Origin of the sequence: Flavobacterium aquidurense (genome assembly GCF_002217195.1) — a bacterium.
Classification (GTDB): domain Bacteria; phylum Bacteroidota; class Bacteroidia; order Flavobacteriales; family Flavobacteriaceae; genus Flavobacterium; species Flavobacterium frigidimaris.
Genome location: NZ_MUGR01000022.1, coordinates 139,443 through 153,081, shown reverse-complemented (window position 1 = coordinate 153,081; position 13,639 = coordinate 139,443). Strand labels below are relative to the sequence as shown.

Sequence of the window (13,639 nt, the reverse complement as noted above, 5' to 3'; positions counted from 1 at the left end):
AAAATATATTATTTTAAAGTTTCAGCAATCATCAAGGCACATTTTTCACCGTCGATTGCAGCCGATATAATTCCGCCCGCATAGCCGGCTCCTTCTCCACACGGATACAAACCTTTTATTTGCAAATGCTCATACGTAATTGGATCTCTTGGAATACGAACCGGAGACGAAGTTCTGCTTTCCGGCGCATGCAAAATAGCTTCATTGGTCAGATAACCACGCATAGATTTTCCGAATTCTTTAAATCCTTCGCGTAAAATCTGTGATAAAAATCCCGGAAAAACCTGCCCCATTTCTACCGAAGTTGTTCCCGGTACATAAGATGTTTTCGGAATATCTGCTGAAACTTTATTTTGAGTAAAATCGATCATTCGCTGTGCCGGAACTCTTTGAGTTTCCCCAGCCAGATGCCATGCTTTTTGTTCGATACTTTTTTGAAATTCCATTCCGGCCAAAGCACCAAATTTTGCAAAAGGTTTAAAATCTTCCAGTTTCAATTCTATAACAATTCCTGAATTTGCCGTAACCTGATCACGCTTAGATGGCGACCAGCCGTTTGTAACTACTTCGCCCGGACTTGTTGCGCAAGGCGCAATTACACCTCCCGGACACATACAAAACGAGTACATTCCGCGGCCGTTAACCTGTTTTACAATCGAATACGGTGCGGGAGGCAAATGCTCGCCACGATAATCACAGCTGTATTGAATGCTATCAATTAATTCCTGCGAATGTTCTGCACGAACTCCCAATGCAAAAGGTTTCGCTTCGATAAAAATTTTCTTTTTATCTAATAATTCAAAGATATCACGCGCTGAATGCCCTGTCGCTAATATTAGTTTGTTCGAAAGAATCTTGTCTCCATTTTGAGTAACGATTCCTTCGACTTCATTATTCTTTACCAGAATATCCGTTACTCGTGTATCAAACAAAACCTGTCCGCCAAACTCGATGATTTTATTTCGTATATCTTCGATAATTTTCGGCAATTTATTGGTTCCGATATGCGGATGCGCTTCTACCAATATATCCTCAGAAGCACCAAAAGCCACTAAAAGCTCTAATATTCTCGTTACATCGCCACGTTTTTTAGAACGTGTATATAATTTTCCGTCAGAGTAAGTTCCTGCACCGCCTTCTCCAAAACAATAATTAGAATCTTCGTTGACCAAATGATCAACATTTATTGCTTTTAAATCACGTCGGCGACCCCGAACATCTTTTCCGCGTTCGATTACAATTGGCTTTAAACCTAATTCGATTAATTGCAAAGCGGCAAAAAGTCCCGCCGGACCAGCTCCAACCACAATCACTTCCTGAGCCGAAGAAACGTCCTTATATATAGGTAGCTCTATTTTAGTTTGCTGAAAGGGCTCTCCTTGTAAATAGATGATTACTTTCACATTGATTTTTATCGCTTTTTGACGCGCATCAATAGATCGTTTTAAAATAGAAATATGTTGAATTTCCTTTGGAGAAACCTTTATTTGTTTAGACAAATAGTCTTTTAGCAGCAATTCGTTTGCCGCTATTTCCGGAGTTACCTGAAGTAAAAGTTCTCTTGGCATTTTGTTTTATTTATTCAATTAGCTTTTCTATTTATGAAAAGAACATGCAAAAATAACATTTTGAAATGAAATATACCTCAACTGTAAAATTTGCACGCAGATTTACAAAGATATAAGCAAAGTTAGCAAAGCTTTATTTTTTTATCGTGCAAAGTCGCAGAGTTGCAAAGAAAATAAAAAATTTGTCTGTATATTAAACAAAATTTACCCTCAATTCTACAGTAAGTTATTAATCTTACCAGGAAAGACTTTGTATCTTTGCTACTCTGAACCTTTGCACCTTTAAAAAAAATGTCTAGAAAAATAAAACTAATTTGGGATTTTCGCGGTCCGGCTGCCGCAAAAACAGCTGAGCATCATGAAATTCATTTGAAAGAATATATTGTGATCGAAAAACTTCCGCTGAATATTACGGGTTTTAAAATCATAAACGATATGCATGCCACCGCTTTTATGGTTGTAACTGACGAAAATATGATTCAGGTACGTGATGCCTTGAAGCCACATCGTGGGGAAGTTTATACTGAGTAAAATGTAAAATGTGAGATGATCGTATCGATACTTTTTACATCTCACATTTAACTTATAACTAATTCGCTACTTCACTAATAAACTTAATCCGCATTAGTCGTAACTCATCAATATCATAATCGCCATCGAATTCTTTAAGAGCGTCTTCGATTTTATCCGATTCTGATTCCATGAAATAATCGTGTATTTCTTCCTGCTGATCTTCATCAAGCATATCATCTACCCAATATTTGATGTTCAGTTTCGTTCCGGCATACACAATCTGCTCCATCTCTTTGATCAAAGCATCCATCGAAAGTCCTTTTGCAGATGCAATATCACTCAATGGCAATTTTCTGTCTATATTCTGGATGATGTATAATTTATTTACGGAATTAACTCCGGTAGATTTCACGACTAAATCATCAGGACGAATAATATCATTATCGTCTACATAACGGTTAATCAAAGTAATAAACTCATTACCATACTTCTTGGCTTTTCCTTCTCCAACGCCATGAATATTATACAATTCAGGTAAGGTAATAGGATATTTTAAAGCCATATCTTCAAGAGAAGGATCCTGAAAAACAACAAACGGAGGAACCCCAAGTTTTTTGGCTACTTTTTTACGCAGCTCGCGCAACATTCCCATTAAAACTTCGTCTGCAGTTCCTGAAGATTTTGATGCCGTTACGATTGCTTCATCTTCAGATTCATTATACTCATGATCTTCAGACATCATAAACGAAACCGGTTTCTTGATAAAATCCAAACCTTCTTTAGTGATTTTCACCACACCATAAGTCTCAATATCTTTAGACAAATAACCTGCTACGAGAACTTGTCGCAATAATGCCATCCAGTATTTCTCGTCATGATCTGAACCTGAACCAAAAAAGGATTGCGTGTCTGTTTTATGGGCTTTAATCACAGCGTTTACACGACCTATTAAAGTAAACACAATTTCTTTTGACTTATAAATATGCTTGGTATCGCGAACAATTTCCAGCAATTTAACAGCCTGATCTTTCGCTTCGACTTTGGTTTTAGGATTACGAACATTGTCATCCATATCAGCACCTTCACCGGTTTCGCTGTCAAATTCTTCACCAAAATAGTGCAATAAGAATTTCCTGCGTGACATAGAGGTTTCGGCGTAAGCCACAACTTCCTGCAATAATGCAAAACCAATTTCTTGTTCTGCCACAGGTTTCCCGGACATGAATTTTTCGAGCTTTTCTACATCTTTATAAGAGTAATATGCCAGACAATGTCCTTCGCCTCCGTCACGTCCCGCGCGACCGGTTTCCTGATAATAACTTTCTAGTGATTTTGGAATGTCATGATGAATTACAAAACGAACATCCGGCTTGTCTATTCCCATACCAAAAGCGATTGTTGCCACCACCACATCTACATCTTCCATCAGAAACATATCCTGATGTTTTGCACGGGTTTTAGCATCTAAACCTGCATGATAAGGAACAGCACTGATACCGTTTACTTGTAAAACTTCGGCAATCGATTCTACTTTTTTACGGCTTAAGCAGTAAATAATTCCGGATTTGCCTTTATGTTGTTTGATAAACCGAATAATATCCGATTCTATATTTTTAGTTTTTGTACGAACTTCGTAGTATAAGTTGGGTCTGTTGAATGATGCTTTGAAAGTATTGGCATCAGACATATCCAGGTTTTTAAGAATATCTTCCTGAACTTTTGGGGTTGCAGTTGCAGTAAGCCCAATAATAGGCACCTGCCCTAATTGTTTGATAATATTTTTCAGGTTTCTGTATTCCGGCCTGAAATCATGACCCCATTCTGAAATACAATGTGCTTCATCGATAGCCACAAACGAAATAGGCACACTTTGCAAAAAAGCCACATACTCTTCCTTAGTCAGAGATTCCGGCGCCACATACAAAAGCTTGGTCAAACCAGAAGTAATGTCTTTTTTTACCTGCGCAATTTCTGTTTTAGTAAGGGAGGAATTTAGCACATGCGCAATTCCGTTTTCTGAAGAAAGACTTCTAATAGCATCAACCTGATTTTTCATCAAAGCAATCAAAGGCGAGACAACGATAGCTGTTCCGTCCTGAATTAAAGCGGGTAATTGATAACAAAGAGACTTTCCTCCACCAGTAGGCATAATTACAAAAGTATTCTTTTGACTTAAAATACTTGTAATGACTTGCTCCTGCAAGCCCTTAAATTGGCTAAAGCCGAAATACTTCTTTAATTCCTTGTGTATTTCAATTTCGTTTGAATTCATTCTTTATATTAAGGGTATTTTGTATAAATTTGCAACACATAAAGATACAACTTTCTTTTATACATACAAATTTAAAATATCCTGTTTTGATCACAAAAGAAAATATATTGGCAATTGCCAAGAAAACCATACTCTCTGAAAGTGAAGCAATTACAAAGTTAATTGATTTTTTGGACGAAAATTTTTACGAAGCTGTCCAGCGTATTTACGAAACTAAAGGTCGTCTGATCGTTACCGGAATCGGAAAAAGCGCGATAATTGCTCAAAAAATGGTTGCCACTTTTAACTCCACCGGAACACCATCTATGTTCCTGCATGCTTCAGAAGCCATTCATGGTGATTTAGGAATGATACAAAACGAAGATATCATTATCTGCATTTCAAAAAGCGGCAACAGTCCCGAAATAAAAGTTTTGGTTCCGTTATTAAAACGCTTCGGAAATACCTTAATCGCAATAACAGGAAACACAACTTCATTTCTGGCAAAAGGCTCTGACTACGTGTTGAATACAACCGTTGAAATGGAAGCCTGCCCAATAAATTTAGCACCAACAAACAGCACCACGGCACAACTTGTAATGGGTGATGCGCTGGCAGTTTGTTTGATGGAAATGCGTGATTTTAAACCGGAAGATTTTGCTGTTTACCATCCGGGCGGAGCTTTAGGCAAAAAATTATTGCTTCGTGTAAAAGATATGATTGAACATTCGTTAAAACCAATGGTAACGCCGGATACCTCAGTTAAAAAAGTTATTTTTGAGATCTCTGAAAAACGATTAGGTGTAACAGCTGTTATCGAAAATGATAAAATTATCGGAATTATTACTGACGGAGACATCCGAAGAATGCTAAATGACGTAGATACTATTGCTGACTTAACTGCAAAAGATATTATGTCAAGAAATCCTAAATCAGTATCCTCAGAAACTATGGCGGTTGACGCCTTAAATATTTTAGAAGATTTTTCGATTACGCAACTGATTGTTGCAGATAATGGTGAGTACAAAGGAGTATTACATTTACATGACATTTTAAAAGAAGGAATCGTATAATGGCAAAAAAGAACCTTGGCGAGATGTCGTTTTTAGACCATCTTGAAGAATTAAGATGGTTATTAGTGAGAAGCACCATTGCAATATGCATCATGGCATTTTTTACTTATTTTATCAGTGATTATTTATTCGATCAGATTATTTTAGGCCCAATCCGACCAACATTTTTTACTTATGTATGGTTTTGTGATTTATCTCATGCACTGGGTTTCGCTGATAGCATTTGTATTACTGAACTGAATTTTATCATTCAGAATACAGAAATGGAAGGACAGGTAAACATTTTTGTATGGATGTGTCTTTTAGCCGGTTTCATCCTTAGTTTCCCTTACATTTTATGGGAACTTTGGAAATTTATCAGCCCCGCTTTATACGAGAAAGAAAGAAAAAATGCCAAATTATTTATATTCACTTCTTCCCTGCTTTTCTTTTTAGGAGTGTTATTTGGATATTATGTCGTGATTCCGATGTCTGTTAATTTCGTTGCCACTTTCTCTGTAAGTGATGTGGTAAAAAATCAATTTACACTTGATTCTTATATGGGAATGGTAAAAACAAGTATTCTCGCGAGTGGATTGTTTTTTGAATTACCAATTATTATTTATTTCTTAACCAAATTAGGATTAGTTACTCCTGATTTCTTAAGAAAATACTGGAAATATGCTGTAGTAATTATATTAATTGTTGCCGCTATTGTAACTCCTCCGGATGTAGTTAGTCAAACTATCGTAGCAATACCAATGTTGATTATCTACGAAGTGAGTATCCTGATTTCAAGGATTGTCTATAAAAATAAACTGAAAGAAAATGTCTGATATCATACAAGAATTTAACGATTATCGTTCTAAAATGAACGAAAAATTACTGGCTGACAACAACAAAATTGTAAAGCGAATTTTTAATCTTGACACGAATGCTTACGCTCCCGGAGCTCTTGACGTAAAAACAAAAGAGCTTTTAGGATTAGTTGCATCTGCAGTTTTACGCTGTGATGATTGTGTAAAATATCATCTGGAAACCAGCCATAAAGAAGGTGTTACGAAAGAAGAAATGATGGAAGCAATGGGAATCGCAACTCTGGTTGGAGGAACTATTGTAGTACCTCATTTACGCAGAGCTTACGAATTCTGGGAAGCTCTTGAGGAAGCTGAAACTAAATAATTGTTAATAGGTTTATTTGTTGAATCGTTTATTCGTTAATTTGTGGCGAATAAACGATTCAAACGTTTAAACGATTAAACTAAAAAAATGAAATTAAGAGCCGATAATTTAATCAAAACCTACAAAGGCCGCAGCGTCGTAAAAGGAATTTCTGTAGAGGTTAATCAAGGAGAAATTGTTGGACTTTTGGGACCCAATGGTGCCGGAAAAACAACTTCTTTCTACATGATCGTAGGATTGGTAAAACCAAATTCAGGAAATATCTATCTGGACGATCTGGATATCACCGATTATCCGATGTACAAACGTGCCCAACAGGGAATTGGCTATTTAGCTCAGGAAGCCTCAGTCTTTAGAAAACTAAGTATCGAAGATAATATCCTTAGTGTTTTGCAATTGACAAAACTTTCTAAAGAAGAGCAAATTGCAAAAATGGAAAGTTTAATTGAAGAGTTCAGCTTAGAACATATTCGCACTAACAGGGGTGATTTACTTTCAGGTGGAGAGCGTCGACGTACTGAAATTGCACGTGCTTTGGCAACAGATCCTAAATTTATTTTATTAGATGAACCTTTTGCAGGAGTTGACCCTGTTGCAGTTGAGGACATTCAGAGAATTGTGGCACAATTGAAAAATAAAAATATCGGAATCTTAATTACGGATCACAACGTTCAGGAAACCTTAGCGATTACGGACAAAACCTACTTAATGTTTGAAGGAGGAATTTTGAAAGCCGGAATTCCGGAAGAATTAGTTGAAGATGAAATGGTGCGCCGTGTTTATCTTGGTCAAAACTTTGAACTTCGTAAAAAGAAACTTGAATTCTAAATCAGTATACAGTCGCAGTTTTTAGTTTACAGTTTTCTAAAATTGAAAATAGCGACTGAAAATCACCAAAAATGATCCCACAAAAACCAACTCAACAAGATTACAATAATTGGCATAATGACCCAAACAACTGGCATTTGGGAATGTTTTATCACAACAAACAAGACAAAAGAATGTTTGTTCCTAAGAAATTAAAATGGGCCGGTTTCACTATTAATTTTGCAAATCAGAAAGCGATCCTCATTACAATTGCATTTCTTTTTTTCCTATATACGCTTACTCAGCTTAAATAAAAAAGTTTTCAGTCTCAGTTACGGTCTCAGCAAAAACTGTAAACTGAGACTGAATAGTAAATTAATCCACTGTTATAAACTTCAACTGCTGCAGATCACCGTTGTAAATATTCACATCTACACGATGTTTGATTCCCGGCAATGATGCTTTTTCTGTAAATTGCCAAAAAAGCCAATCATCTTCGATCTTTTCCCTATAGAAATTGTAATTGGCAATCCAAAACAAGTATTCCCCAAACTCTTCTTTCAAAAAATCACTATAATAGCGCTCTCCGGAATAAATTATAGGACGCACCTGATAATGCGCTTCAACTTTATTTAGCCAGCGTTTCAGGCCTTTTTTCAAACTATCCAAAGGTTGGTTCTTAGGCAATCTTTCAATATCTAAAACCGGAGGTAAATCGCCTTTATGCAATTTTACTGTTTTAATAAAAAGATTGGCCTGCTCTATAGAATTTTCGTTTGGCCGGTAATAATGGTAGGCTCCACGAATGATTTTGTGTTCTTTTGCTCCTTCCCAATTTTTTTTAAATTGTCTGTCCACTCTGTCATTTCCTGCAGTCGCACGGATAAATACAAATTTTACAGGATATTTTTCATCCAGGACTTCCACTTCATCCCATTGCACTTTTCCCTGAAATTCAGATACGTCAATGCCTATTACTTTTCCTTTATGATTTTCGAGAACCCGGATATTACGAACGTCTGAAAGATGTTTATCAACCGCATCTTCATCTAAAACTTTGTTCGATTTAAAACCCAAATAATACGCCAGTCCATCACGATAATGATACACCGCAGCAAAGAACAGTAATACAAAAAAAGAATAAATAATGAAACGAATTACTCTTGCTAAAATCGATTTCTGAGGTTTCGCTTTTCGGGAATATGGAGTTCGTCTTGTCGTTTTTCTTGCCATTAAATTAAGACTGCTTTTTCAAAAATATATTATTCACAACTGATAACAACACGTAAAAAATGATAATTAACGGAATTGCAATATATTGAAGCGTAATTAACAATAATAATGAAACCAGTAAAAATATGATTTGAAGAACATTGTCTTTTACCGTAAATTTCTTGATTTTTAAAGCAAATAAAGGAATTTCGGCATTTAAGATATAAGCGCTACATACCGTTATACCCAATAAAACCCAATGATTGCTCAAAATCTCAAAAATTATTAAAGAATCAGAAAATTGTAAAACCAAAGGAAGACTCAGAATAAACAAAGCATTTGCCGGCGTTGGCAGTCCAATAAAAGAATCTGTCTGACGCGTGTCAATATTAAAATTAGCCAGTCGATAGCAAGAACCCAAGGTTACAATAAACCCTAAAAAAGGAATAATAGAGGACGCCATCAGATCATTAGGATTGGCACTTTTCAAAAACATAGTATACATAATATAACCCGGTACAACACCACTGGTTACCATATCTGCCAAAGAATCCAATTGCAAACCAAGCGGACTGGAAACTTTAAACAATCTGGCAAAGAAACCATCAAAAAAATCAAAAAAGATTCCTAAGCAAACCATGTAAAAAGCCATTAAATAATCAGCTTGTGAAACAAAAACAACAGCGATACAACCACAAAACAAATTGATTAATGTGATTAAATTAGGAATGTGCTTTTTAATATTCATGGTCTATAGTTTTATTTTTTTGCAACGACAAATTTCGCATAATTATATGAACAATTCATACTATTCTCTAAAATAATCAAAGTAAAATCAAAATGAATTCATCAGAAAGATTGCGTGATTTTGACAAAACCATTTTACAGTAAGGAGTTTTTGGTTTTAAATTTCGACTTTCGGAATATTTATTAAAAGGAAGAAGTTTGCTGACCAAAATATTATATTTTTGGTAAAAATTAAAACACACTCGGGTTTGCTAAAAAATAACCACCGAAGTACGTTTTTGCATTTTTATTATTTTTCAAATTGTATATCACAATACGGACAAAAAGTTCCGAAAATATATTTAGTTATCTTTAGATAAAAATTACAAAACCATAAACTTCTTAAAATTTTAAATCATGAAAAATGTCATTTTCAAAAAAACAGTTTTTAGTTTACTATTATTACTAGGTTTTATTGGTTTTAGCCAAAGCTTGCCTTTATCGAAAGAGGCAAAAATAAGCGTAATTACATGTGGATTAGGGAATGAAACCTATTCGTATTTTGGCCATACTGCTGTACGCGTTGCAGATCCCGGAAACAATATTGATATCGTTTACAATTATGGGAATTTTGATTTTAGGACACCCAATTTTGTTGCCAAATTTGCAAAAGGAGATTTACAATATTTTGTAAGTGTGCGTTCGTTCTCTGATTTTATAAATGATTATACCACTGAAAAAAGAAGCGTTTTCGAACAGGAACTTCTTATTTCCCAAGATCTAAAACAAAAACTTTTTGACAATTTAAATGCTACTTTATCTCCTGAAAACCGCTATTATACTTATAAATTTATTGATAAAAACTGTACTTCAATGGTGGCAGATATTATCAATAAATCACTAGACGGGGAAGTCATCACCAAAAAAGGCTATACAGACCAAACATACCGTTCGATTTTATTTCCTTATTTCAATGGCCATTTTTACGATCAATTGGGGACAAGTATTATTTTTGGAACAAAAGTAGATCAGCCCGGCACTAAGATTTTCCTGCCGTTTGAATTAAAAAATAGCTTAGAGAAAACTACTTATCAAAAACACCCTTTGGCTGCTAAGACTAAAACTTTATTGACTTTCGAAAAAGAAACTGCGGGCTCATGGTGGAACAACGTTTATACTTACCTCATCATATTAGGTTTTGTAGTTCTGGCGCACAACAAAATAGTGGACAAAATCTATCTTTTGATTTTATCTTTTATCGGAATCTTTTTTGTTGCAGTTGGATTTTATTCCCTTCACCAGGAACTGGCAATGAATTATAATGTACTTTTATTTAGTCCATTATTGTTGATTTTGATTTTCTTCTCTCTTATAAAAAACAAAATATGGACGTATCGCTTCGCGGTTTTACATCTGTTATTCTTAATCTTTTACACCATTTTCCTGATCAACAAAGCACATTTTCTGATTGTTTTACCAATGATCATTACCAGTGGATTTGTTCTGGTAAGAGTGGCGATTCGAAATAAAAAACGGATCCCTATAATTATCTAAACCTCTTATGGCTTTTGTAGAATAAACTTTTAAAAAATCACCAATTGGGTGTAATTGTTTTAACACATAGAAACATAGCTTTTTTTGTAACTAAAAATAAGGCGTTTCACTTGTTTAAAATACACAAAGCACAGTATGCAAAAGAAATATGTTTCTTTTTTTCGCATTCTCTTTTGAACACATTACCTATGTTTCTAAGTGTTTAATTAAATATTTATTAGTATCGTATTAAGGAACCTATCAGCTGAATACAACGAATAAACACGGATTAGTACTGATTTTCTTAAATTAAAAAGTTTATTTCTTTCCAAAAAAGTCAGACAATATTTTTGCCGTAAAAATTTTGGCTCCGGCATCATTCATATGCCCACAAGAAGAAAAGTATTTGTCTTCCTGCACTACGTTTTCAAAATTATGAATTTCCGGATATGCTTTTTTTACTTTATCAAAATAATTCATTCCTTTTACATTCTCGCACATCGGTGTCATTACCGCGATAAAATTAATATTATTCGCTTTGCAGATATTTTTGATTTCTTCGTAATACTTATTCTTCGGCAACGGATTGAGATTAACAATATTATTTTTCATATTGCCTTTCTTTTGCTTCACCAGAGGATAATATCCCAAATTGTCTAAAGCATTTGTCGACTCGCCTTTTATGATCTTATAAACCTCTCTAAAACCTATTTTAGAATCGTATTTTATATACCTGTAGAAAGGCAGATAATACAATTCATTAAAATTATCCTGAGCTGAGAAATGTTTTTCTATCACTTTTGAACTATGAATGTACGGTAAAAATTTTGACGCCACCCCATCAGATTCCTTATCGTTAGAAAGATTCAAATCGGCTTCCAGAATAACATTCTTAATTTCATATTTTTTTTCAATCATTAGCTTGAGCATTAATGATGCTTCAAACAAATGTCCTCCACTCATTCCGTAATTAAATGTTTTCAAACCTTTGTCTTCGAACATTTTCGATACAAAATGATTATTTGCACGCGATGATCCCAGGATAACTACATCAAACTTTTTTGCTTTAGAATTAAAGACCGTCTCAATTTTTCCTCTGTTTTTAGACTGCAAAAAAACATACGTATACATACCATCCAATGCAACAGCAATCAAAAGTGTGATGATTAAAATTCGAAGCGCATAAAATAAAAACTGTTTCATTAAAACTGAAAATATATAAATTCTTTATAATCCGAAAAGGTTCCAAGAGCTATAATAGCAGCAATTGCCAAAGCTACTTTTAGCATGCTTCTTTTACCTGAAAGAGGTTCTACTTTGGTTCTGTTATTCCACTCCACTAAAACAAACAAACCAATTACAAGCAGTAATTCATAACTGTAACGTTCATTATCCAGATATTGAAAACTAAAATCCTGGTTCACAATCATGCGTTTTAAATACAAAACAGCATCTGTAATTGTCCTGGCCCTAAAAAACACCCAGGCAATACAGGTTATCGAAAAGGTTATCAAAATATTAAAAATCACTTTTACCGAATCAAAATTCCAGGAAACCTCAATTACATCAATATTATTCCGATTACTATTTGATAACAGTAACGGTAAAAAATAAATTGCATTTATGAATCCCCAGGCCAAATACGTCCAATTGGCGCCATGCCAAAACCCGCTTACCATAAAAATGATAAACGTATTTCTAATTTTCATCCAGATCCCTCCTTTACTTCCGCCTAAAGGAATATACAAATAATCGCGAAACCAGGACGAAAGCGAAATGTGCCAGCGTCGCCAAAACTCAGCAATATCTCTCGAAAAATAAGGGTAATTGAAATTACGCAGTAAGTCTAAACCAAACAATTTTGACACCCCCAACGCGATATCTGAATAGCCTGAAAAATCGCCATAAATTTGAAAAGCAAAATAGACTGCCCCAAGAATTAATGAAAACGAGTTCACAGTGGTATAATTATCAAAAATAGCATTAGCATAAGTCGCACACGTATCTGCAATAACCACTTTTTTGACCAATCCCCAGATGATCTGATAAACTCCTTCTTTAGCCGTTTGAAAATTAAATACTCTTTTTACTTTTACCTGTGGCAACAAATGCGTTGCTCTTTCTATTGGTCCGGCAACCAAAAGAGGAAAATAGCTCACAAATAAGGAATAATCTACAAAGTTATATTCGGCTTTTATACGCTTTAAATAAATATCGATGACATACGACAATCCATGGAACGTATAAAACGAAATTCCGACCGGAAGAATGACATTTAACAATATAGGACTGGCTTGTATCCCAACCGAGTTTAATAATTCTGAAAAAGAGGCAGCAAAAAAATTGTAATATTTAAAAATCCCAAGAAAACCTAAATTGGTTAATACACTCAGCCAAAACCAAAATTTCCTGCTTTTATCTGATTTTCCTTTTTCTATCTGAATTCCGGTATAATAATCAAGAAAAGTAGAAAAGACCAGTAAGAACAAAAATCGCCAATCCCAACAAGAATAGAAGTAGTAGCTGGCAACGATTAACAAAGCATTTTGGATGCTTTTTGTTTTATTAAAAACAAACCAATACAAAAAGAATACGATTGGCAAAAAAACAGCAAATGCTAAAGAATTAAAAAACATATTTTACTTTAAAAAATGGAATTTGAAGCTGCAAAGAAAAGAATAATTCTTTACAAATAATTCTTTTATCGCTATGTGAGCAGCTTTATTTATTTGTCTCATATAGAGAGATACTAATTTAAAAACTATACTAACAGCCTGCTTTAAGATTTAATCTAA

General features: G+C 34.5%; 13 protein-coding genes. 7 read left to right on the top strand and 6 right to left on the bottom strand.

The window, feature by feature from the left end; translation table 11 throughout:
• Positions 1-8: 8 nt before the first annotated feature.
• The gene (locus tag B0A67_RS11905) at positions 9-1,568 is read right to left on the bottom strand and encodes an NAD(P)/FAD-dependent oxidoreductase (RefSeq protein ID WP_072960815.1); all 1,560 of its coding nucleotides are present in this window, start codon (positions 1,566-1,568) and stop codon (positions 9-11) included.
• A 291-nt stretch (positions 1,569-1,859) separates the two neighbouring features.
• Between B0A67_RS11905 and B0A67_RS11900 the strand changes: the two genes are divergently transcribed.
• Positions 1,860-2,099, top strand: coding sequence for a hypothetical protein (locus B0A67_RS11900; RefSeq protein WP_072960812.1), 240 nt, complete (start codon positions 1,860-1,862; stop codon positions 2,097-2,099).
• A gap of 58 nt (positions 2,100-2,157) precedes the next feature.
• Here the strand turns inward: B0A67_RS11900 and recQ are convergent, their stop codons facing one another.
• Positions 2,158-4,353: a DNA helicase RecQ gene (gene recQ / locus B0A67_RS11895; RefSeq protein ID WP_072960809.1), complete on the bottom strand. Its 2,196-nt coding sequence runs from the start codon at positions 4,351-4,353 to the stop codon at positions 2,158-2,160.
• Between the two features lie 86 nt (positions 4,354-4,439).
• Here recQ and B0A67_RS11890 point away from each other — a divergent pair, with 86 nt between their 5' ends.
• From B0A67_RS11890 to B0A67_RS11870, 5 genes are all read left to right on the top strand, one after another.
• Entirely contained in the window at positions 4,440-5,405 is a 966-nt protein-coding gene (locus B0A67_RS11890; RefSeq protein WP_072960929.1) for a KpsF/GutQ family sugar-phosphate isomerase, read from the top strand.
• Positions 5,405-6,220, top strand: a complete 816-nt coding sequence (tatC, locus tag B0A67_RS11885; RefSeq protein ID WP_072960806.1) for a twin-arginine translocase subunit TatC — start codon at positions 5,405-5,407, stop codon at positions 6,218-6,220. The genes B0A67_RS11890 and tatC overlap by 1 nt, the downstream gene beginning before the upstream one ends.
• Entirely contained in the window at positions 6,213-6,566 is a 354-nt protein-coding gene (locus B0A67_RS11880) for a carboxymuconolactone decarboxylase family protein (RefSeq protein WP_072960803.1), read from the top strand. The genes tatC and B0A67_RS11880 overlap by 8 nt, the downstream gene beginning before the upstream one ends.
• 87 nt (positions 6,567-6,653) lie before the next feature.
• Positions 6,654-7,394, top strand: coding sequence for an LPS export ABC transporter ATP-binding protein (lptB, locus tag B0A67_RS11875; RefSeq protein WP_056255108.1), 741 nt, complete (start codon positions 6,654-6,656; stop codon positions 7,392-7,394).
• 71 nt (positions 7,395-7,465) lie between these two features.
• Entirely contained in the window at positions 7,466-7,687 is a 222-nt protein-coding gene (locus tag B0A67_RS11870; protein WP_072960800.1) for a DUF5808 domain-containing protein, read from the top strand.
• A 61-nt stretch (positions 7,688-7,748) separates the two neighbouring features.
• Here the strand turns inward: B0A67_RS11870 and B0A67_RS11865 are convergent, their stop codons facing one another.
• Together B0A67_RS11865 and B0A67_RS11860 are read right to left on the bottom strand one after the other, a co-directional pair.
• On the bottom strand, positions 7,749-8,606 hold the full coding sequence (locus B0A67_RS11865; protein ID WP_072960798.1) for a glycoside hydrolase family 25 protein: 858 nt from the start codon (positions 8,604-8,606) through the stop codon (positions 7,749-7,751).
• A gap of 4 nt (positions 8,607-8,610) precedes the next feature.
• Positions 8,611-9,333, bottom strand: a complete 723-nt coding sequence (locus tag B0A67_RS11860) for a CDP-alcohol phosphatidyltransferase family protein (protein ID WP_072960796.1) — start codon at positions 9,331-9,333, stop codon at positions 8,611-8,613.
• A gap of 395 nt (positions 9,334-9,728) precedes the next feature.
• On the opposite strand from B0A67_RS11860, the gene B0A67_RS11855 reads away from it, so the two are divergent.
• Complete coding sequence (locus tag B0A67_RS11855; RefSeq protein WP_072960793.1) at positions 9,729-10,865, top strand: lipoprotein N-acyltransferase Lnb domain-containing protein; 1,137 nt, start codon at positions 9,729-9,731, stop codon at positions 10,863-10,865.
• 297 nt (positions 10,866-11,162) lie between these two features.
• Here the strand turns inward: B0A67_RS11855 and B0A67_RS11850 are convergent, their stop codons facing one another.
• Complete coding sequence (locus B0A67_RS11850) at positions 11,163-12,047, bottom strand: hypothetical protein (RefSeq protein WP_072960789.1); 885 nt, start codon at positions 12,045-12,047, stop codon at positions 11,163-11,165.
• Positions 12,047-13,480, bottom strand: coding sequence for an MBOAT family O-acyltransferase (locus B0A67_RS11845; protein WP_072960786.1), 1,434 nt, complete (start codon positions 13,478-13,480; stop codon positions 12,047-12,049). Before B0A67_RS11845 ends, B0A67_RS11850 begins: the two co-directional genes overlap by 1 nt.
• Between the last annotated feature and the right edge of the window lie 159 nt (positions 13,481-13,639).